Consider the following 20,488-nt stretch of genomic DNA (forward strand, 5'->3'; position numbering starts at 1 on the left):
ACCCTGCGCCGACTCACTTCCCAGCCAAGGACCCTGCGCCGACTCACTTCCCAGCCAAGGACCCTGCGCCGACTCACTTCCCGGCCAAGGACCCTGCGCCGACTCACTTCCCGGCCAAGGACCCTGCGCCGACTCACTTCCCGGCCAAGGGCCCTCTGTCGACTCACTTCCCGGCCAGAGACCCTGACCCGAACTCACTTCCCAGCCAGGAGCGCTGACCGAACTCACTTCCCGGCCAGCAGCCCCTGTGCCGAACTCACTTCCCGGCCAGCTCTATCAAGGCCGGGAGCAGTGCGCGTAGGGCGCGGCCTCGATGGGAGGCGGCGTCCTTTTCCGCCGGGTCGAGTTGGGCGGAGGTGCGGGTGTCGCCCTCGGGGACGAACAGCGGGTCGTAGCCGAAACCGTTGTCGCCGACCGGTTTCCGCAGGATGCGACCCGGCCATTCGCCGACGGCGATCACCTCTCGGCCGTCGGCGACCAGTGCGCAGGCCGAGACGAAGCGGGCGCCGCGGCGCTCGTCGGGGACGTCGTCGATCTGGGCCAGCAGCAGCCGGTTGTTGGCGGCGTCGTCGCCATGGCCGCCGGACCAGCGCGCCGAGAGCACGCCCGGCATACCGTTGAGCGCATCCACCGCGAGACCGGAATCATCTGCGACACAGGGCAATCCGGTCGCGGCGGCACCGTCGCGGGCCTTGGCGAGGGCGTTCTCCTCGAAGGTCGCGCCGGTTTCGGGCGCCTCCGGGAAGGGCGGCACCTCGTCCAGGCCCACGATCTCGAGACCGTCGACGCCCGCCTCGGCCAGAATGCGCCGCAATTCGTTCAACTTCTTGGCATTACGACTGGCGACCAGGACACGACGCGACATTACTTCTTCTTCTCCGGCCCGGGCAGCACCCCGGGATAGGGCAGGGCCAGCGCCTCCTTCTGGACAGCGAACAGCTGCTCGCAGCCCGCCAGCGCCGAGTCGAGCAGTTTGTCCAGCGTGGAGCGCGGGAAGGTCGCGCCCTCGCCGGTGCCCTGGATCTCCACGAGGGTGCCCGTATCGGTGGCGACCACGTTCATATCGACCTCGGCCCGCGAATCCTCCTCGTACGGCAGATCCAGCCGCACCCGGCCGTCGACCACACCGACGCTGACCGCGGCGATCATGCACGAGATGGGCTGCGGATCGTTGAGCTGCCCCGCCGCACCGAGATAGGTGATCGCATCCGCCAGCGCCACGTACGCGCCGGTGATGGCCGCGGTTCGGGTGCCGCCATCGGCCTGCAACACATCGCAGTCGATCGCGATGGTGTTCTCACCCACGGCCGCCAGATCGATGCAGGCCCGCAGCGACCGACCGACCAGACGACTGATCTCCTGGGTGCGCCCACCGACCCGGCCCTTGACCGACTCACGCCCGCTACGGGTATGCGTGGCCGCGGGTAGCATCGCGTATTCGGCTGTCAGCCAGCCCAATCCGGAGTCGCGCCGCCACGGCGGCACCCCCTCGTTCACACTCGCGGTGCACATGACCCGCGTCTGCCCGAACTCCACCAGCACCGACCCCGCCGGGTGCGTGGTGAATCCACGGGTGATCCGTACCTCGCGGAGTTCGTCGTCCGCCCTGCCATCGGCTCGTCTAGACACAGCAGGCAGCCTAATGGGGTCCGCTCAGGGGCGGAGCCCGGCCCGCTAGATATCGATGACCTCGCCCGGCGACACGGCATGCACAGGCCCGCTGAATTCGGCCTTGGCCTCCGCGATCACATCCTCACGGGAGGTCCAGGGCGGGATGTGGGTGAGCAGCAGTTCGCCGACACCGGCTCGGGCCGCGATCATTCCGGCCTCTTTACCCGAAAGATGAATGCCGGGCGGCCGATTGGCGGGGTCATGGGTCCACGACGCCTCGGCCAGCAGCAGGTCGGCGCCCTCGGACAGTTCGAAGACGGCGTCGCAGACCGCGGTATCGCCGGTGTAGACCAGCGTGCGCCCCGCGGCGGTGGTAATGCGCAGACCGTAGGACTCCGGGGGATGGAACATTCGCCGCGCGGTGACCGTATGCCCGGTGCCGAAGCCGATTTCACGGCCTTCCTCCCACACCCGCATATCGATCACATCGGACCAGTCGTCGCATTCACCGCCGATCTCGGCCGAGGCGTTGCCGATTCGCAGCGAGGTATCCGTGGGACCCTGCACAATCGCCCGTCCGCTCGGCGGATTCGGGTGATAACGCCGCCACACGAGCAGGCCCGGCAAATCCAAGCAGTGATCGGCATGCAGGTGGGTGAGGAAGATATCGACCTCGCCCGGATCCAGATAGCGCTGTAATGCGCCCAATACACCGGGACCGAAATCTATGACCGTCGGAGTCATGTCCGGACCGGTGAGGAGATAACCCGACGCAGGGGAATCCGGGCCGGACACACTGCCCGAACACCCGAGGACGGTGAGGCGCATTCCCCCATGCTGCCACGCTGCATTCTCGATCAAGAGGGGATCCCCCAAATCACCGGCCGGGTTCCGCGGTCGCCCCGACTACGCGGAGCGGCCGACATTATCCCCGCGACGATGACGACGTTCATTGCCTGAGAGTACCCATCCGGCAACCACTCCACCCAACGCCCCGAAAAGATGCCCTTGCCAAGATATTCCGGTCTGGCCGGGCAGCACTCCCCACAGGATCGAGCCGTACAGCAACCCCACGACGACCCCGAGCAGGATCTGCCACATGTTCCGGGCGAACCAGCCCCGCGAGATCAGATATGTCAACCACCCGAACACCAGGACCGAGGCGCCCAGATGCACCGAGCCGGTGTCACCGGTGAGCCATTGGCCCAATCCGCCCAGCACCCAGATGATGGCCGTCGCCACGATGCCCCGGCCGATTCCGGTGAGCAGCGTCAGCAGGCCGAGCACCAGGACCGGCAGGGTGTTCCCGATCAGATGGGCCCAGCCCGCATGCAACAGCGGCGCGAAGGCGATGCCCTCGAGGCCGTCGATCGTGCGCGGATGTACGCCCGCGTTGTCGAGGCGATAGTCGGTCAGCGCGTCGACGCCCTCGACGCCGTAGAGCAGCGCGACGAAGGCGAGGGTCAACCCGATGGCGCGCTGCCACAACAGCTTCAGCGCGGGCGAGGAACCCGGGCGCTGCGGCAGCGCCGACCTACCGGCCTGTCCACGCAGGGCCGCGATCCGATCGGGATCGAACGAAGAACCCATCCCGGCGGTCACCGCCATCACCTCCTCGCGAGGCAGTACGGCACACCCCGCTGCTGTCGAGCGTACCGATCGGCGGGCCGATCAGGCCCAGAGCTGACCATCGAGCCGGTCCTCGGCCTCGTCCAGGGTGCCCTCGTACGCGCCCGTCGACAGGTACTTCCAGCCGCCGTCGGCGACCACGAACGCGATATCGGCCCGCTTACCCGCCTTCAGCGCCTTGTTTCCCACGCCCAATGCGGCGTGCAGGATCGCCCCGGTCGAGATGCCCGCGAAGATGCCCTCCTCGCCGACCAGTTCCCGGGTCCGGCGCACGGCGTCGTACGGGCCGACCGAGAAGCGCGAGGTGAGCACCGATTCGTCGTAGAGCTCCGGGATGAAGCCCTCGTCGAGGTTGCGTAGTCCGTAGACCAGCTCGCCGTAGCGGGGCTCGGCGGCGACGATATCGATGTCCGGGCGGTTCTCGCGCAGATAGCGGCCGGTTCCCATGAGGGTGCCCGTGGTGCCGAGGCCCGCCACGAAATGGGTGATCTCCGGCAGGTCGGCGAGGATCTCCGGACCGGTGCCCTCGTAGTGTGCCTGGGCGTTGGCCGGATTGCCGTACTGGTAGAGCATGACCCAGTCCGGATTCTCCGCCGCGATCTTCTTCGCCAGGGCCACGGCCTGATTGGAGCCGCCCGCCGCCGGGGAGCCGATGATCTCCGCGCCGAACATGGTCAGCAGTTGCCGCCGCTCGACCGAGGTGTTCTCCGGCATCACGCAGACCAGCCGATAGCCCTTGAGCTTGGCGGCCATGGCCAGGGAGATACCGGTATTGCCACTGGTCGGCTCGAGGATCGTGCAGCCCGGCCGCAGCGTGCCGTCGGCCTCGGCCTGTTCGATCATGCGCAGCGCCGGGCGGTCCTTGATCGAGCCGGTCGGATTGCGGTCCTCGAGTTTGGCCCACAGCCGCACGTGATCGTCGCCATCCCATTTCGGGGACAGTCGACGCAGTCCGACCAGGGGCGTATTGCCGAGGGTCTCGATCAGCGATTCGTACCGTGCCACGGAATTACCGCGCGCCCCCGGCCACGGCCGGCAGGATCGTCACGGTGCCACCCTCGGGCACCTCGGCCGCGAGCCCACCCGCGAAGCGCACATCCTCGTCGTCGACGTAGATGTTCACGTAGCGATTGAGCTTCCCATCCGACAGCAGACGCTCCTTGAGCCCGCCGTAATTGCTCTCCAGATCCTCGATCACCGCCGCGAGCGTGGCCCCGCTGGCCTGCACCCGCTTCTCCCCTCCGGTGAGGGTCCGCATGATCGTCGGAATCGACACGGTTACCGGCATTGCTGCTCCTTGTTTCTGTGCACGCCTCGGCCCGTTCCTCGGCGCTTCTGTGCACGCCTCGGCCCGTTCCTCGGCGCTTCTGTGCACGCCTCGGCGCGTTCCTCGGCGTGCCTCGCTCCCTTTGTTCCCCGGCATGCTTTTCGCCGGGGCTAATCGATGATCTTGACAGGCTCCTCGGTGACCACGCCGTCCACGATGCGGTAACTGCGCAGCTCGTGCTGTTCCGGATCGCGGGTCGAGATCAGCACGTAATGCGCATTCGGCTCGGAGGCATAGGAAATATCGGTGCGGCTCGGATACGCCTCGGTCGCGGTATGCGAGTGGTAGATCACCACCGGCTCCTCGTCCCGCTCATCCATCTCCCGCCACACCCGCAGCTGCTCCCCCGAATCGAATCGATAGAAGGTGGGCGACCGCTCGGCATTCATCATCGCCACGAACCGCTCCGGCCGATCCGAGCCCTCGGCCCCCGCGATCACCCCACAGGCCTCATCCGGATGATCCGCCCGCGCATGCGCCACCATCGCCTCAACAAGCCCGGCCTTGATCACCAGCACAGTCGAATCCTTCCCGTAACCGCCCGACGCCCCCACCCCATCCGAACGCTGTCGTCAACGGCCCACAATAGGGACCTATTCCCCACACCCCCACCCCGGCCTGCATTTCCCTGCTCACCCAGGAAAACACCCCGTGCCGGGCGATGGGCGCCCGGCACGGGGAACAGAAGACGACCGCGCCGACGGAAAACCTCTCCGCGCTCCCGGGCGGAACCCCTCCCCGCTCCCGGGCGGAACCCCTCCCCGCTCCCGGGCGGAACCCCTCCCCGTTCCCGGACGGCCCCCTCCCCGCCGCCGCCACCATTTCCCCGCATCCGGCGCGCAGCGCCGGGTGCGGGGGTCAGAACGGGCCGAAAAGCTCGGTGTACGAAGGGATTTCGGCTATAGGTCGCGCCGCGAGGATTGCGTCGACTATTGCTCGTTCGACGCAGACCGCGGCGGCTGTGCAGAGGATGTCGATCAAGGGTAGGTCGGGCGGAAAGGCTTGGGGGAGGGAGGGATTGGGGGTGGGTGGGATGGCGCCGGTGGCCAGGACGAACATGGTGTCGCCGTCGAGGGGGGAATGGACGGGGCGGATGGCTCGGGCCAGGCCGTCGTGGGCGGTGGTGGCCAGGCGGCGGCAGGCGGTGGGGGCGAGGGTGGCGTCGGTGGCTACGACGCCGAGGGTGGTGTTGAGGAGGGTGGATTTGACGGGGAGGGCGTTGGCGCGGGTCAGTTGGTCGGGGGTGGCGGGGCGCAGGCCGTGGTAGTCGGGGCCGTCGGTGCCGACGCCCCAGGGTAAACCGGTGCGGGGATCGAATACGGAGCCGACCGAATTGGCGACCACCAGCGCGCCCACCGTCACTCCCGCCGCGGGACCGTCGTCGAAACGCACACTGGCCGTACCGATTCCGCCCTTGATCGATCCGGCCCGAGCGCCGACTCCGGCGCCGACCGTCCCGCGCTCGAACCGCTCACCCGCCGCATCCGCAGCCCGATATCCGAATTCGGCCGTCGGACGGATCCCCCAATCACCCACGGGCAGATCGAAGATCACCGCCCCGGGCACGATCGGCACGACCCGCGACGGATCCTCGCGATCCATCGTGATCCCCTCCCGCCGCTCCTCGAGCCATCGCATCACCCCGTCCGCGGCGGCCAGCCCATACGCACTGCCGCCCGTGAGCAGCACCGCGTTCACCTGCCGCACGGTATTGCTCGGATCGAGCAGATCGGTCTCCCGCGTCCCGGGCCCGCCGCCGCGCACATCCACCGCCGCCGTGGCCCCACCGGGCGCCCGCACGACCGTGGTTCCGGTCGCCGCACCGCGCCCGAGCGTGACGTGCTCGTCCAGCACATGGTGATGCCCCACGAGCACACCGCTCACATCGGTGATGGAATTGCGCGGCCCCGGCAGTCCGGTCACGGAGCCAGCGCCTGCAGCAGCGAATCCTGCATCCAGGTGAGCCAGTGATACACATCCAGATGCGGTGCCCGCGGGTCGCCGGGATCCAGCTGATCGGGCGTATCGGCATCGACGCCGAGCGCGGTGCCCAGGGCGAGCCGCACATCGTTGAGCGCGATCAACCAGGCATCGGCCTGTTCAGGGGTGAGGACGATTTTGCCGCCCTCGGCGGGCAGCGTTTCCAGCACGATCGCGCCGGCGGCCACCTTCGATTCGATGATGTCCGGTTCGTGCAGACTGCGCAGGGCATTGTTGAGGCCCGCGCGCTCGGCATCGGGCGAGCCGGGCTCGGCCCGATGGAACTCGGGTAACAGCCGAGCCAGTCTGGGATCATCGGGCGGGGTGCTGTTGCCGGTACGTAGCCCAGTCAAGGCCGCCAGATCGTCCTCGGGTGCCGATCGAGCCCGGTCGGTGAGCAGCCCGGTCACCGCGCCCACCAGCGAACGCAGCACCTCGGCCTCTCGTGCGTCCATCTCCGACCGCAGCTTGAGCCCGCTCAGCGAGTTCTTCCTGCTCCACTTGCGCACCGGCACTACGGTAGTCGCCGTCTCACTGGTCGCGCTGCATGGTCGCCCAGAGCCCGGCCGCGTGTAGTCGTTGCACGTCGTGCTCCATCTTGTCGCGCGAGCCGGACGACACCACCGCTTTGCCCTCGTTGTGCACCTTCAACATCAGCTCGGTTGCCTTGCCTTTGCTGTAGCCGAAAAGCTTCTGGAAGATGTAGGTGACGTAGTGCATGAGGTTGACCGGGTCGTCCCACACCACGGTCACCCACGGCCGATCCTCGGCCTCGAGGATTTCCGTGACCTCGATCGTTTCGGGGGTCGCCTGCGCCGCCGACAGCATCGTTCGGACGCCGGCCGGACCGGCGGCGACCCGGACAGCGTCTTCCATGCACAGACCCATAACCTTCAGAGTACGACTCGACTCCGAATACACAACACCCGCCGGATGTCGTTTTGCCCGGCTCGTGAGCGGCCGACCTGCCGGTCGATGTCTACAGTGACGACGTGACCACAACGGACGGCCTCGCCAGCACCGCGCTGCTGACTGATCAATACGAACTGACAATGCTCGCGGCCGCACTGGCCGACGGCTCGGCCCAGCGGCACTGCACCTTCGAGGTATTCGCCCGACGATTGCCGCACGGTCGTCGCTACGGTGTGGTCGCCGGTACGGGACGACTGCTCGACGCCTTGACGGAGTTCCGGTTCGGCGCGCCCGAACTCGACATCGCGGCCGGATTCCTCGACGCGCGCACCCTGGAGTGGTTGCGGGAGTATCGCTTCGGCGGCGATATCGATGGTTACCGCGAGGGTGACCTGTACTTCCCGGGCTCGCCGATTCTGTCGGTGCGCGGCAGTTTCGCCGAATGCGTCGTACTCGAGACGCTGATCCTGTCGATCCTCAACCACGACAGCGCGATCGCCTCGGCCGCGGCCCGGATGGTCAGCGCCGCCGACGGTCGCCGCATGATCGAGATGGGTTCGCGGCGCACACACGAACTGGCCGCACCGGCCAGCGCCCGCGCCGCGTATCTGGCCGGATTCGACGCCACCTCCAATCTGGAGTCCGTGCGCCGCTACGGAATTCCCGGCGCGGGCACCAGCGCACACGCGTTCACCCTGCTGCACAGCGGTTCGGACGGTCAGCACGAGGCGGCCGCGTTCCGCAGCCAGATCGAGACCCTCGGCATCGGCACCACCCTGCTGGTCGACACATTCGACATCACCCAGGGCGTGGCCACCGCGATCGAGGTCGCCGGGCCCGAATTGGGCGGTGTCCGTATCGATTCCGGCGAGCTGGGTGTGCTGGCCCGTCAGGTGCGCCAGCAGCTCGATTCCCTCGGCGCCACCCGCACCCGCATCGTGGTCTCCGGCGATCTGGACGAATACGCCATCGCCTCCCTGCGCGCCGAACCCGTGGACGCCTACGGCGTCGGCACCTCCCTGGTGACCGGATCGGGCGCGCCGACCGCGGGCATGGTCTACAAGCTGGTGGAGGTCGACGGCCTGCCGGTCGCCAAACGCAGCAGTCACAAGGAATCGCGCGGCGGCACCAAACGCGCGGTGCGCCTGGCCCGCAAGACCGGCACGATCGTGGAGGAGATCGTGTATCCGGCCACCGCTGAGCGCCCCGCCGCCAACGGCTACACCGTTCGCGACCTGCTGGTACCGCTGGTCCGCAAGGGCGAGACCGTCGACCGGCTGCCCACGCTCACCGATGCCCGCGAGCTGGTGGCCGCGGGTCTGGTGAGCCTGCCCTGGGAAGGGCTGAAGCTCTCGGCCGGTGAACCCGCGATCCCCACCACCTTCCTACAATGAGTGCGAGCGCGGAGGTGCGGGTTATGAGCAGGGCACTCATCGTCGTCGATGTGCAGAACGACTTCTGCGAGGGCGGCTCGCTGGCCGTCGAAGGCGGTGCGGCCGTGGCCGAGCGCATCAGCGAATACCTCGGCGTCGCCGACTATGCGGCCATCGCGGCGACTCGCGACTATCACATCGATCCCGGCCCCCATTTCTCCGACAGTCCGGATTACGTCGATACCTGGCCGCCGCACTGCCGCGTCGGCACGCCGGGCGCGGATTTCCACCCCGGCCTGGACACCGCCAATATCGAGCAGATCTTCTCCAAGGGCGCCTACACCGCGGCCTATTCGGGCTTCGAGGGCGCCACCGAAGACGGGGTCACGCTGGCGGAGTGGTTGCGCGCCAAGGGCATCGACACCGTCGATGTCTGCGGCATCGCCACCGACCACTGCGTGCGCGCGACCGCCTTGGACGCCCGGGCGGCAGGCTTCGACACCCGCGTGCTGCTCGGGCTGACCGTGGGCGTCTCCCCCGTCACGGTGGACAAGGCCCTGGACCAGATGCGCGATGCCGGTGTCGAATTCGCCGGTCAGCTGGAGCGCTGAGGTTTCTCCCGGAGGAATTGGGCCAGCGCCGCGCCGACCGTATCGGGATCTTCCAGCTGCGGCCAGTGCCCAACGGCCGGGTGCTGGTCCAGCACAACGATTTCCGCCTTCGTGAACCGCTCCCGCAGCCGCGGCAGCTGCGTTTTGCCGCTGATGGGGTCGGCCGGACCCCAGACGAAAAGCTCCGGGCCGGAATAGCTTTCCAGCGCGTGCTGCCAACGCCCGGCCTGGGCGCGCCGTTCGTCGTGATAGCGGTTGATATCCCATTGGATTCGGGTACCGCCGTCGCTGGCCGTGGACAACCACATCTCGTGCACCACATCCGGCGGCAACGGCCGACCCAGCACCTGGCGGATGGACGCTCGATACGAACCCTCGGACATCAACGGCCCCAACAGCTTTCCCAGCGGGGAGATCATCAGTTTCTGAATCGGCGTGGCCTTGTACAGGTCGATGTACAGTCCGCCGTTCAACCACGCCATCCGGGTGATCCGGTCCGAGTCGCGCGCCAGCAGCTCCTGGGCCACGCTCACCCCGTAGTCGTGCGCGACCAGCGCCGTCGGCCCGATAACCAGCCGCTCCCACAACCCCTCGACCAGATCGGCCTGTTCGGTCATCCGGTACCGATGCCCACGCGGCTTGGCGCTGGCTCCGAAGCCGAGAAAGTCGAGAAGCGTTACCCGGCAACCCGATTCGACCAGTGCGGGCAGGATCAGCGCCCAGTCGTGCGAGGAGGTCGGATAACCGTGCAGCAGCGTTACCGGCCGCCCGTCGACGGGACCCTCCTGCCGATAGAACAGCGAATGACCGCCCACCTCGACCCGCGTACCCCCGGCGACCCACTCCGCCAGCGTCGGCTGCATGACGCCCCTCCTCTCCCCGCTCCTCGATTTCGCACCAAACTAGCCCACACCACCGACAGATTCCGCGGCGAGCGCGACCGATCGGCCGCGCTGTCGGTGCGGGGCGCTACTCTGCCTGGGTGCCCGAACTCCCGCCCGTCCCGACCCTGTTGGCGACCGCCGTCGAGGCCCTGGGTGGCAAGGCGCGCAAAGGCCAGCAGACGATGGCGGCCGCGGTCGCGCACTCCATCGACACCAAGGAGCATCTGGCCGTGCAGGCCGGAACCGGCACCGGTAAGTCGCTGGCCTATCTGGTGCCGAGCCTGCGCCACGCGGTGGAGACCGGCCGCACGGTCGTGGTGTCCACGGCCACTATCGCGCTGCAGCGCCAGCTGGTCGATCGCGATCTGCCGCGCCTGTCCGAGGCTCTGTCCGAGCCGCTGGGCCGCCGGGCGCAATTCGCGATCCTCAAGGGCCGCAACAACTATCTGTGCCTGAACAAGATCAACAGCGTGATTCCGGACGAACCGGCCGAGTCCGAACTGTTCGACGCCTTCGCCATCTCCCGCCTCGGCCGTGAGGTGCAGCGCCTCAACGAATGGGCCTCCGACACCGAGACCGGCGACCGCGACGAACTGGTACCCGGCGTCACCGATCGGGCATGGCGTCAGGTCAGCGTGTCCTCGCGGGAATGTCTGGGCAAGACCCGCTGCCCGTTCGGTACCGACTGCTTCGCCGAGCGCGCCCGCGCCGAATCCGGCCAGGCCGATGTGGTGGTCACCAATCACGCCCTGCTGGCCATCGATGCCATCAGCGGAATACAGGTCCTGCCCGAACACGATGTGGTCGTCATCGACGAGGCCCACGAACTCGTCGACCGGGTCACCGGCGTGGCCACCGCCGAACTGTCCACCGCCGCGATCAGCGCGGCCGCCAAGCGCTGCGCGAAACTGGTCGACGAGCAGGAGGTCGACCGGCTCGAGGGCGCTGCCGAGGCCTGGCACGAACTGCTCGACGAACTGCCGCCCGGCCGCTGGGACGAGTTGCCCGCGGGCGCGGGTCCGGTGCTGGCCCTGATCCGCGACGCGGCCTGGAATGTCCGCACCGCGCTGGCCCCGCAGGGTTCCACCACTCCGCAGAGCGATCCGGAGGCCGCCGCGGCCCGCAATATGGCGCTGGCGGCCGTGGAAGAGGTGCACGACGCCGCGGTGCGCGCGCTGACCACCTTCGAGGAATCCGATCCGGCCGCGCGCCGCGATGTGATCTGGCTGTCGTCGGAGGATGTGCGCGGGATCGCGCGCCGCTCGGTGCATATGGCCCCGCTGTCGGTGGGCGGCCTGCTGCGCAGTCGCCTGTTCGGCACGGCGACGGTCGTGCTGACCTCGGCGACCCTGCAGGTCGGCGGCTCGTTCGACGGACTCGCGGTCACCTGGGGCCTACCGTCGCAGTCCGGCAATCGCGTCGATCCCGCATTGGCCAATGGCGCTGAAGCGCCGTCGGATTCGGCCGCGATCCGCTGGAATTCACTCGACGTGGGCTCGCCGTTCGATCACGCCAAATCCGGAATCCTCTACGTCGCAAAGCATTTGCCCACCCCGGGCCGCGACGGGCTGGCCCCGGCGTATCTGGACGAGATCGAACGCCTGATCAACGCCGCGGGCGGGCGCACGCTGGGCCTGTTCTCCTCGATGCGCGCGGCCAAGGCCGCCACCGAGATTCTGCGCGAGCGCCTGGACACCCCGGTGCTGTGCCAGGGCGACGATTCGACCGGCACCCTGGTCAAACGCTTCGCCGAGGATCCGGCGACCTCACTGTTCGGCACGCTGTCGCTGTGGCAGGGCGTGGATGTGCCCGGTCCGTCGCTGAGTCTGGTGATCCTCGACCGCATCCCGTTCCCGCGCCCGGACGATCCGCTGCTGGTGGCGCGGCAGAAGGCGGTGGAATCGCGCGGCGGCAACGGCTTCATGACCATCGCCGCCAATCACGCGGCGCTGCTGCTGGCCCAGGGCACCGGGCGACTGCTGCGCAGCGTCGACGATCGCGGCGTCGTCGCGATCCTGGATCCGCGCCTGGTGACCGCGCGATACGGGTCGTATCTGCGCGCCTCCCTGCCGCCGTACTGGGAGACATCCGATCCCGAGCTCGTACTCAAAGCGCTGCAACGACTTACCGCCACACCACCCAAGAAGTGAAAACGAATTTCAACGATGTGAAAGCGCTCACACGTATGGCATCAACTTCTGAACGGAAGTAAATTGGGGATCGGTACTCCCGGTGACCCCCAATTCCCACATCGGAAGCTACCGAAGTCCCCGCGCCAAACCCTGCATGCGGCGCGGGGACATATAAATTCTTCGGCTAGAACGCCCATTTGGCCGCCAGCGTGAGCAACGCGGCAATCACGGCCAGCGCCACCGCCCCGATTCCCCACGCGACACCGCGCCGCGCCCACGGCCGACCGTGGTCGAGCGAAAAGCGCCCCGGCCCGGTGAAACCCAACGCCGCGGCGGCGACGGCGAACAGCAGCGCATGCTCGTAGCCCTTCAATCCGCCGTGCCAGGTCACGTTCATGGCGTTGATCATGGTGCCGAGCGCGATGGCCGCGCCGAGCGGAGTCAGCAGGCCGAGCAGAAGTAGTGCGCCACCGGTGAATTCGCACAGCCCGGCCAGGGTTCCGAACAGCTTTCCGGGGTTGTACCCCATCTTTTCGAAGCCCGCGGTGGTCCGCTGCCAGCCGTCGCCGTCGAACCAGCCGAACAACTTCTGGCTGCCGTGCACGGCCAACAGACCCCCGAAGAAGACCCGTAGCGCCAACAGGCCGATATCGAGGGATAAGGAATCGGCGCCGCCGGACACTCGGCGGTCGCTCCCAGCGGTGAGGTTGACGGTCATGGTTGTCCTCCTCCGTTCAGGTCAGGACACGATGTACGACTCCGCATGGTTCAAAACAGCAGCTAGAGCCGCACAAAGGCGAGAATGCGTTCGCAGATTACCGCGACCCGACCACGGGGTCCGGATGATTCCGCGCCATGAAAGTCAAGTTTTCAATCACCCCCTATAGGGGAAGATCGACCGAGCGCCCGGCTCACTCCGCCAGGAAGATGAAGTACGCCAGGAACACCAGCATCAGCGCCCACATGACCGGATGCACCTCGCGCACGCGGCGTTTGGCGACCATCACGATCGGATAGAACAGCAGGCCCATCGCGATGCCGTTGGCGATCGAATAGGTCAGCGGCATCATCACCACGGTGATGAACGCCGGGACCGCGTATTCGAGCTTGTCCCATTCGATATCGCCGAGCGCCCGGGCCATCAGCACTCCGACCACGATCAGCGCGGGCGCGGTCACCGAGGGCGCGTCGGCGACCACGGCGAACACGGGGAAGAAGAACATCGCGATCAGAAACCATCCGGCCGTCGACACGGCCGTGAGCCCGGTGCGCCCGCCCGCGCTGACACCCGCGGTCGATTCCACATAGGCGGTGGTGGTGGAGGTGCCGATGATCGCGCCCGCGGTGGTGCCGATCGAGTCGGCCGCCAGGGCCTGCGCCGCGCGCGGCAGCTTACCGTCGGGGCCGAGCAGCCCGGCCTGGTTGGCGATGCCGATCAGCGTGCCCGAGGCATCGAAGAAATCGACGAACAGCATGGTCAACACCACGATCACCATCTGACCGGTGAACGCGTGCGGCAGATTCACGATGGCCTGCCCGAAGGTCTGATCCAGCCCGTGCGGCATGGCCACGATCTGATGCGGCAGATTCACCAGCCCGCTGACGATGCCGACGATCGCGGTGGCGACGATGCCGTAGAGCACCGCCCCGTGCCAGCCCAGCACCAGGAAGATCACCGTCACCAGCAGCCCGAACAGCGCGAGAAGCGTTGTGCCCTTGGTGAAATGGCCCAGATGGACGAAGGTTGCGTCACTGGCGACCACCAGCCCGGCGTTCTTGAGTCCGATGAACGCCACGAACATGCCGATACCCGCGCCGACCGCCAGCTTCATCTGCAGCGGAATCGCGTCGATGATCTTCTCGCGGACCTTGGTGATGGCCAGCAGGAAGAAGATCACGCCCGACAGCAGCGTTCCCGACAGTGCCTCCTGCCACGGAATACCCATCTCGAGCACGACCGTGTAGGCGAAGAACGCGTTGAGACCCATACCCGGGGCGAGCGCGACCGGATAGCGTGCCCACAGACCCATCACCAGCGTGCCGAAGACCGCGGCGATGGCCGTCGCGGTGAATACCGCCTGGGTCGGAATACCCTTCGCACCCAGCGTGCCGTGGTCGCCGAGTACGGCCGGATTCACCGCGAGCACATACGACATCGCGAGGAAGGTCACGGTCCCGGCCATGATCTCGCGCCGGTAGGTCGAGCCGAGTCGGCTGACACCGAAGTAGGAGTCGATACGACCCCGCGATCGCGACGTGACGTCGGTGCTCATCAGTACTGTCTCCACCCTCGGCCCGAACCAGTTATGCCCAGGGCACCGTATATTGTCGCGTCACGCGAGCCACCATCCGGTCCCGGCGAACCGGCGGCAATCCGGTCCAGCGGGGGACATCCGTTACCCACTGTTACACGCAATCACCGGGCAATTTACAGAATTGTTCACCTTCAATTTGTAGCTTCTTGACCACGGTGATGGGGGCCGTTACAAATACGTAATCCGCCGACCCGAGCATTCGACCCGGCCGTAGTCAGAAGTGCAAGCCATTGGTTACCGATGTTGTCGACGCGGTCGCAGAACTACCGATCGCACGCAAAGCCATATGGGATCTACTGATCGATCCTCAGACCTATCCCCGGATGTTCCCCGGCATCGGCGCCTGCGAACAACTCGAGAACGACGGTGGTCCGCCCGTCCTGCGATTCCGTGTGGGCAGCGATGCCGAGATCCGCACTGTCGACGTCCGGCTCGTCCTCGGCCGTGCCACCGAAAGCCTGGAGTTGCAGTGTTCCACGCAGGGCAGTTTCGTCTCGATCCGGCTGCGCGACGAGGGTGACCACACTCGCGTCGCCGTCACCTATTTCGCCCCGGGCCGGGTGCATCCGAAACTGGCCGAATTGTCGAACGCCGCCGTCACGGAGTGGACCCTCGCGGGCCTGCGCCGCCTCGCCGACGTCCCCGCGGGCGCCGCGACCTCGGTGGTCGTCAACGGCGAGGATTCACCCATGCGGCTACAGGCCGAGGTCGCTCGGCAGATGGTGACCACCGGTGTGGTCCGCAGCTATCGACCCGATCGCGGCCTGAAACAGCTCGGACGCCTGGCCAAATGGGGTTTCTCCCTGGCCGGTGGCTACGCCGCGGCAGCCGCCTACGCACCCGATCGCGCGGCGATCATCGACGATCGCGGCAGTCGCACCTTCGCCGAGGTGCACTCGCGCAGCCACGCCCTCGCGGGCGCGCTCACCGGCCTCGGAATTCGCATCGGCGAAACGATCGGGTTATTGTCGCGCAATCACGCCGAAATGGTCGAAATAATGGTCGCCGCAGGCAAACTCGGCGTCGACGTGGTGTTGTTGAATACCGGACTTCCGGCCGTTCGCATCGAGGAGATTGTCGAAAAGCATCGCCTCGCAGCGGTTTTCGCCGATCCGGAGCTGGATGAACTGATCCGTTATCTCCCGGCGGATCTGCCGCGCTTCACCACCGTGGGCCGCGCGCCGGATCCACGGCGGCTCAATGTCGACGACCTGATCTCCACGGGCGATGTGGATTTCGGCAAACCGCCGCGACCGGGACGGCTGATCGTGCTCACCTCCGGCACCAGCGGCGCGCCCAAGGGCGCTCGCCGCCCGCACCCCAAGGGTTTCGGCACGGTCGCGGCGCTGCTGTCGCGAATTCCCATGCAGATGAACGAGACCATGCTGATCCCGGCTCCGCTGTTCCACACCTGGGGTCTGGGCGCATTGCAGATCAGCACGCCGATTCGGGCCACGGTCGTACTGCCGGAGCGCTTCGACGCCGAGGACTGCCTGCGGCTGGTCGCCGAACACCGGATCACCACGATGATCGTCGTTCCGGTAATGGTGAATCGAATCCTGGACCTGCCCACCTCGGTTCGGGCCCGCTACGACACCTCGAGCCTGCGGGTGGTGGCCAGTTGCGGCGCGCCGCTGGCCGGGGCGGCGGTGCTGCGATTCATGGACACCTACGGCGACGTTCTCTACAACGTCTACGGCTCCACCGAGGTCTCCTGGGCGACGATCGCGGATCCGTCCGATCTGCGCATCTCCCCCACCACCGCCGGGCGACCGCCACTGGGCACGAAAGTCGCTGTGCTGGGCCCGGATTCGCGTCCGGTCGCGATCGGCGCCACCGGACGCATCTTCGTCGCCAACCATATGCTGTTCGACGGCTACACCGATGCCGCACCGCCCAGCGAGGCCGACGGCATGCTCGACACCGGCGACGTCGGCTATCTCGACGCCACCGGCAGGCTGTTCGTGGCCGGACGCGACGACGAGATGATCATCTCCGGCGGCGAGAACGTCTTCCCGCGCCCGGTCGAGGAGGCGCTGTCGCATCTGCCGCAGATCTGCGAGGTGGCGGTGGTCGGCGTCCCCGATCGCGAATTCGGCCAGCGCCTGGCCGCTTTCGTGGTCAAACGCGACGGCTTCGGCCTGGATCCGGATATGGTTCGCAACTACATCCGACATCGGCTGGGCCGCTTCTCGGTTCCGCGCGATGTCACCTTCCTCGACGCACTGCCCCGCAATGCCACGGGAAAGATCCTCAAGCGCACCTTGATTCAACCTGGATGATTCAATTCGGTAAATTTCCAATCCGTAACTCCAGCGGCGACGAATACGGCACGGCGGCTGGGCGCTCCAGCCGATGCCGATCGATGACTATCCGTTGGAGGATCGATGGCCTCACGTATGTCCGCGTTACTCATAGCCGGTTGCTCGGCCTTGGTCATCGGCGGTATCCCGCCCGCGGCCGCGGCGCAGTCAGGCGGCCCCGATCAGAACGAGACCTCGCAGGCGGCTGAGCAGTACAAGAACAACAAGTCGACATGGGAGTGGATCGCAGACACCTTCTGCGATCTCGGAAACGGCCCAGCGCTCGACCCACGGCCGGATAAGGACAGCGGGAAGACCAAGGCCGCCGGGACCAACAGGAAGGCCGCGCAGGACCAGTTCGGCGACACGGCGATCGAAGGTTATTACAAGGCGTACCGGATCACTCCCGTGAACTACGCGCAGGACCCGGTTGTCGAAACGAGGACCATCGTGTTCTCCGAGCCCAAGTCCTGGGCGCCGCCCGCGGGTTTCTCCGATGCCGACGAGCTTCGGCTGTGGCGATACCTGATGTGCAGCAACGAGCAGTTCCGGGCGGAGTGGGCGGCCACCCTGAAAACGCAGCAGGAAAAGTTCGCCAAGAAGCTGAAGGCCGAGGAGAACGGCCAGATCCTCGAGTATTACAACAAGAAGATGGCGGCGATGGTGAAAGTGCTGAAGGATGAACAGAAGCGCCTCGGAATCGCCCCCGAGGCAAGGGACAACTAGGTTCGCGGCAGCGAATCCTCGGCGGGCCTGCGAGGCCGGTGCGGCATGACACCGGCCTCGCAGGTCCTACGTTGATCACGGCGTCGGACTGGCGATCAGGCCCAGTTCGGCATCGGTTGCCAGCAGCCGGTGATGCGGCAGCACGCGGATGGTGTAGCCGACCGCACCCGAGAGCGGCACCGGAGTCTCCACCGTGAAAAGCTCTGTGCCCGAATCACTTCCGCTATGTTCCATCGGCGTCGTGGTGACATCGGACAGGTCGTCGTCCTGGGACACCCGGCCGAGTACGGCCTGCACCTTCACCTCGGCCGGGGCGAGGCCGCCGAGATCGATACGGGCGCGCAGCGACAGTGTCGCGCCGATGACGGGGGTATCGGGCAGTCCGGAGCTGTCCACCTGGATCACCTTCACCCGCGGCCACGCCGACTCCACTCGGCGGCGGTAGTCGGCGAGTTCGCGCGCCCCGGCGAAATCGTCCTGCGCCACAGCGGAATACGCGGCGGCCGCGGGGGTGTAGTACTCGACGGCGTAGTCGCGAACCATGCGTGAGGCCAGCACCTTGGGGCCGAGGGTCTGCAGTGTATGGCGCACCATCTCCATCCAGCGCACCGGCAGGCCGTCGTGATCGCGCTCGTAGAAACGCGGAAGCACAGAGCGTTCCAGCATCTCGTAGAGGGCGGCGGCCTCGAGGTCGTCGCGGCGGTGGTCGTCGCGCACGCCGTCGGCGGTCGGGATGGCCCAGCCGTTCTCGCCGTCGTACATCTCGTCCCACCAGCCGTCGCGGATCGAGAGATTCAGCGAGCCGTTCAGCGCGGCCTTCATACCCGAGGTGCCGCAGGCCTCCAGCGGGCGCAGCGGATTGTTCAGCCACACATCGCATCCCCAGTACAGGTAGCGGGCCATCGACATGTCGTAGTCGGGCAGGAAAACGATGCGGTGCCGAACCGCCGGATCGTCGGCGAAGCGGACCACCTGCTGGATCAGGCCCTTGCCGCCGTCGTCGGCGGGATGACTCTTACCGGCCACGACCAGCTGCACCGGACGTTCGGGATCCAGCAGCAGTGCGCGCAGCCGGTCGGGATCGCGCAGCATCAGCGTGAGGCGCTTGTAGGTGGGCACCCGGCGGGCGAAGCCGACGGTCAGCACATTCGGATCGAAAACATCCTCCACCCAGCCCAATTCGGCCGGTGCGGCACCGCGCTCGAGCCAGGAGGCGCGCACCCGCCTGCGCACGTCGGCGATCAGCAAGGCGCGCAGCGCATTACGGGTCGACCACAGCTCACCCAGATCGACATCGCGTAGCCGCTCCCAGCCGCGCGCCTCCTCGACAAGTTCGGGCCCGACGAATTCCCTTGCCTTGTCGATCCATTCGCGGGCGGCCCAGGTCGGCGCGTGCACACCGTTGGTGACCGAACCGATCGGCACCTCGGCGGCATCGAAGCCTGGCCACAGCGGTGCGAACATCGCGCGGCTCACCTCGCCGTGCAGCCGCGATACTCCGTTGGCGCGCTGGGCGAGTCGCAGACCGAGGTGGGCCATATTGAACACCGAGGGATCGGGCTCGCGGCCCAGCGCCAGAATCCTATCGACCGAAACACCTGGCAGCATGGGCGATTCCCGCTCGCCGTGCGTGCCGCCGAAGTAGCGGCGCACCAGACCTCCCGCGAAACGATCGATTCCGGCGGGCACCGGAGTATGGGTGGTGAATACGGTCGCGGCGCGCACCGCGGTGAGCGCGGAATCGAAATCCAGCCCGGCGGCCATATATTCGCGAATGCGCTCGATGCCCAGGAATCCGGCGTGGCCCTCGTTCATATGGAAAACGTCCGGATCGGGCAGCCCGTTGGCATGGGTGAACGCCCGCACCGCCCGCACTCCGCCGATACCGGCGAGGATTTCCTGTTTGATCCGATGATCCTGGTCACCGCCGTAGAGCCGATCGGTGACCGACCGCAGCTCCGGCTCGTTGTCGGCGATATCGGAATCCAACAGCAGCAAGGGAATTCGCCCCACCTGCGCGATCCACACCCGCGCCCGCAGCACCCGCCGCTCGGGCATCGGCACGTGGATCAGAACCGGCGCGCCCTCCTCGGCGAGCAGCCGCAGCGGCAACCCCTGCGGATCGAGATCCGGATACCGCTCGGCCTGCCATCCGTCGGCGGTCAGCGACTGCCGGAAATACCCCGACCGATAGAGCAACCCCACCCCGATGAGCGGCAATCCCAGATCCGACGCCGCCTTCAGATGATCCCCCGCCAGAATCCCCAGTCCCCCAGAGTAATTCGGCAGCACCTCGGTAACCCCGAACTCCATGGAGAAGTACGCGATACACCGCGGCCCGCCGTCGCGCCGATCCACCCACCGCGGCCGAGTCAGATAGTCCCGCAGATCCTCGGCCGCATGCGCCACGGCCCGCACATACCCCGCATCCGTGGCCAACTCGTCCAACCGGCCCGCCGGAACCTCCCCCAACATCCGCACCGGATCATGCCCCACCTCCCCCCAGAGTTCCCGATCCAACTCGGCGAACAAATCCTGCGTAGGCGCATGCCAAGACCACCGCAGATTGGTCGCCAACTCGGCGAGCGCCGCCAGTGGCTCGGGCAGATGGGCACGGACGGTGAATCGACGCAATGCCTTCACCGCTCAAACGTTACCCGGCCACGAACCCCTTCGCGTTGGGGG

General features: G+C 67.2%; 19 protein-coding genes. 5 read left to right on the forward strand and 14 right to left on the reverse strand.

Going from position 1 to position 20,488, the window contains the following annotated elements; all coding sequences use genetic code 11:
* Nucleotides 1-256 precede the first annotated feature (256 nt).
* The 10 genes from rdgB to clpS all read right to left on the reverse strand — a co-directional run bounded on the left by rdgB (nucleotide 257) and on the right by clpS (nucleotide 7,423).
* Nucleotides 257-865 (reverse strand): RdgB/HAM1 family non-canonical purine NTP pyrophosphatase, encoded by a 609-nt coding sequence (gene rdgB / locus NP4_RS31305; RefSeq protein ID WP_068005661.1) that lies wholly within the window; start codon nucleotides 863-865, stop codon nucleotides 257-259.
* A complete protein-coding gene (rph, locus tag NP4_RS31310) occupies nucleotides 865-1,629 on the reverse strand; it encodes a ribonuclease PH (protein WP_068005664.1) in 765 nt (254 codons plus the stop codon). Before rph ends, rdgB begins: the two co-directional genes overlap by 1 nt.
* A 45-nt stretch (nucleotides 1,630-1,674) precedes the next feature.
* Nucleotides 1,675-2,439 carry a cyclic nucleotide-degrading phosphodiesterase gene (locus NP4_RS31315; RefSeq protein WP_068005667.1) on the reverse strand — a complete coding sequence of 255 codons (765 nt, stop codon included), beginning with the start codon at nucleotides 2,437-2,439 and terminating at the stop codon, nucleotides 1,675-1,677.
* A 78-nt stretch (nucleotides 2,440-2,517) separates the two neighbouring features.
* Nucleotides 2,518-3,219, reverse strand: coding sequence for a rhomboid family intramembrane serine protease (locus NP4_RS31320; RefSeq protein ID WP_245998563.1), 702 nt, complete (start codon nucleotides 3,217-3,219; stop codon nucleotides 2,518-2,520).
* 63 nt (nucleotides 3,220-3,282) lie between these two features.
* Nucleotides 3,283-4,245: a PLP-dependent cysteine synthase family protein gene (locus tag NP4_RS31325; RefSeq protein WP_068005669.1), complete on the reverse strand. Its 963-nt coding sequence runs from the start codon at nucleotides 4,243-4,245 to the stop codon at nucleotides 3,283-3,285.
* A 4-nt stretch (nucleotides 4,246-4,249) separates the two neighbouring features.
* Nucleotides 4,250-4,528: a MoaD/ThiS family protein gene (locus tag NP4_RS31330; RefSeq protein WP_062505594.1), complete on the reverse strand. Its 279-nt coding sequence runs from the start codon at nucleotides 4,526-4,528 to the stop codon at nucleotides 4,250-4,252.
* 149 nt (nucleotides 4,529-4,677) lie between these two features.
* The gene (locus NP4_RS31335; protein ID WP_068005672.1) at nucleotides 4,678-5,085 is read right to left on the reverse strand and encodes a M67 family metallopeptidase; all 408 of its coding nucleotides are present in this window, start codon (nucleotides 5,083-5,085) and stop codon (nucleotides 4,678-4,680) included.
* Between the two features lie 340 nt (nucleotides 5,086-5,425).
* Nucleotides 5,426-6,490, reverse strand: coding sequence for a P1 family peptidase (locus NP4_RS31340; RefSeq protein ID WP_068005674.1), 1,065 nt, complete (start codon nucleotides 6,488-6,490; stop codon nucleotides 5,426-5,428).
* Nucleotides 6,487-7,056 carry an oxidative stress transcriptional regulator AosR gene (gene aosR / locus NP4_RS31345; protein WP_068005713.1) on the reverse strand — a complete coding sequence of 190 codons (570 nt, stop codon included), beginning with the start codon at nucleotides 7,054-7,056 and terminating at the stop codon, nucleotides 6,487-6,489. The genes NP4_RS31340 and aosR overlap by 4 nt, the downstream gene beginning before the upstream one ends.
* A 22-nt stretch (nucleotides 7,057-7,078) precedes the next feature.
* Nucleotides 7,079-7,423, reverse strand: a complete 345-nt coding sequence (gene clpS, locus NP4_RS31350; protein ID WP_068005716.1) for an ATP-dependent Clp protease adapter ClpS — start codon at nucleotides 7,421-7,423, stop codon at nucleotides 7,079-7,081.
* A gap of 116 nt (nucleotides 7,424-7,539) precedes the next feature.
* On the opposite strand from clpS, the gene NP4_RS31355 reads away from it, so the two are divergent.
* Nucleotides 7,540-8,853, forward strand: coding sequence for a nicotinate phosphoribosyltransferase (locus NP4_RS31355; RefSeq protein ID WP_255285593.1), 1,314 nt, complete (start codon nucleotides 7,540-7,542; stop codon nucleotides 8,851-8,853).
* A 23-nt stretch (nucleotides 8,854-8,876) separates the two neighbouring features.
* Nucleotides 8,877-9,443: a nicotinamidase gene (locus tag NP4_RS31360; RefSeq protein ID WP_068005721.1), complete on the forward strand. Its 567-nt coding sequence runs from the start codon at nucleotides 8,877-8,879 to the stop codon at nucleotides 9,441-9,443.
* Here the strand turns inward: NP4_RS31360 and NP4_RS31365 are convergent.
* A complete protein-coding gene (locus tag NP4_RS31365) occupies nucleotides 9,428-10,306 on the reverse strand; it encodes an alpha/beta fold hydrolase (RefSeq protein ID WP_068005678.1) in 879 nt (292 codons plus the stop codon). The two genes, NP4_RS31360 and NP4_RS31365, sit on opposite strands and share 16 nt — an antisense overlap.
* Before the next feature lie 119 nt (nucleotides 10,307-10,425).
* Here NP4_RS31365 and NP4_RS31370 point away from each other — a divergent pair, with 119 nt between their 5' ends.
* Complete coding sequence (locus NP4_RS31370; protein WP_068005680.1) at nucleotides 10,426-12,477, forward strand: ATP-dependent DNA helicase; 2,052 nt, start codon at nucleotides 10,426-10,428, stop codon at nucleotides 12,475-12,477.
* A 166-nt stretch (nucleotides 12,478-12,643) separates the two neighbouring features.
* Here NP4_RS31370 and NP4_RS31375 read toward each other — a convergent pair whose 3' ends face one another.
* Together NP4_RS31375 and NP4_RS31380 are read right to left on the reverse strand one after the other, a co-directional pair.
* Nucleotides 12,644-13,177 carry a DoxX family protein gene (locus NP4_RS31375; protein WP_068005682.1) on the reverse strand — a complete coding sequence of 178 codons (534 nt, stop codon included), beginning with the start codon at nucleotides 13,175-13,177 and terminating at the stop codon, nucleotides 12,644-12,646.
* A 193-nt stretch (nucleotides 13,178-13,370) separates the two neighbouring features.
* The gene (locus NP4_RS31380) at nucleotides 13,371-14,732 is read right to left on the reverse strand and encodes an NCS2 family permease (protein ID WP_068005684.1); all 1,362 of its coding nucleotides are present in this window, start codon (nucleotides 14,730-14,732) and stop codon (nucleotides 13,371-13,373) included.
* A 272-nt stretch (nucleotides 14,733-15,004) separates the two neighbouring features.
* Between NP4_RS31380 and NP4_RS31385 the strand changes: the two genes are divergently transcribed.
* Both NP4_RS31385 and NP4_RS31390 read left to right on the forward strand, forming a co-directional pair.
* Nucleotides 15,005-17,056: an AMP-binding protein gene (locus NP4_RS31385; protein ID WP_068005687.1), complete on the forward strand. Its 2,052-nt coding sequence runs from the start codon at nucleotides 15,005-15,007 to the stop codon at nucleotides 17,054-17,056.
* A gap of 117 nt (nucleotides 17,057-17,173) precedes the next feature.
* Nucleotides 17,174-17,803 carry a hypothetical protein gene (locus NP4_RS31390; RefSeq protein ID WP_068005689.1) on the forward strand — a complete coding sequence of 210 codons (630 nt, stop codon included), beginning with the start codon at nucleotides 17,174-17,176 and terminating at the stop codon, nucleotides 17,801-17,803.
* 75 nt (nucleotides 17,804-17,878) lie between these two features.
* Here NP4_RS31390 and glgP read toward each other — a convergent pair whose 3' ends face one another.
* Nucleotides 17,879-20,446 carry an alpha-glucan family phosphorylase gene (gene glgP / locus NP4_RS31395; protein ID WP_068005692.1) on the reverse strand — a complete coding sequence of 856 codons (2,568 nt, stop codon included), beginning with the start codon at nucleotides 20,444-20,446 and terminating at the stop codon, nucleotides 17,879-17,881.
* Nucleotides 20,447-20,488 lie beyond the last annotated feature (42 nt).

Source organism: Nocardia pseudobrasiliensis NBRC 108224 (assembly GCF_001613105.1).
GTDB lineage: Bacteria > Actinomycetota > Actinomycetes > Mycobacteriales > Mycobacteriaceae > Nocardia > Nocardia pseudobrasiliensis.

What these genes read in the sequence shown, in the direction of transcription:
- rdgB (WP_068005661.1), bottom strand. Translation starts at nt 865, where the DNA reads ATGTCGCGTCGTGTCCTGGTCGCCAGTCGTAATGCCAAGAAGTTGAAC.
- NP4_RS31315 (WP_068005667.1), bottom strand. Translation starts at nt 2,439, where the DNA reads ATGCGCCTCACCGTCCTCGGGTGTTCGGGCAGTGTGTCCGGCCCGGAT.
- NP4_RS31320 (WP_245998563.1), bottom strand. Translation starts at nt 3,219, where the DNA reads ATGGCGGTGACCGCCGGGATGGGTTCTTCGTTCGATCCCGATCGGATC.
- NP4_RS31330 (WP_062505594.1), bottom strand. Translation starts at nt 4,528, where the DNA reads ATGCCGGTAACCGTGTCGATTCCGACGATCATGCGGACCCTCACCGGA.
- clpS (WP_068005716.1), bottom strand. Translation starts at nt 7,423, where the DNA reads ATGGAAGACGCTGTCCGGGTCGCCGCCGGTCCGGCCGGCGTCCGAACG.
- NP4_RS31360 (WP_068005721.1), top strand. Translation starts at nt 8,877, where the DNA reads ATGAGCAGGGCACTCATCGTCGTCGATGTGCAGAACGACTTCTGCGAG.
- NP4_RS31365 (WP_068005678.1), bottom strand. Translation starts at nt 10,306, where the DNA reads ATGCAGCCGACGCTGGCGGAGTGGGTCGCCGGGGGTACGCGGGTCGAG.
- NP4_RS31375 (WP_068005682.1), bottom strand. Translation starts at nt 13,177, where the DNA reads ATGACCGTCAACCTCACCGCTGGGAGCGACCGCCGAGTGTCCGGCGGC.
- NP4_RS31380 (WP_068005684.1), bottom strand. Translation starts at nt 14,732, where the DNA reads ATGAGCACCGACGTCACGTCGCGATCGCGGGGTCGTATCGACTCCTAC.
- NP4_RS31390 (WP_068005689.1), top strand. Translation starts at nt 17,174, where the DNA reads ATGTCCGCGTTACTCATAGCCGGTTGCTCGGCCTTGGTCATCGGCGGT.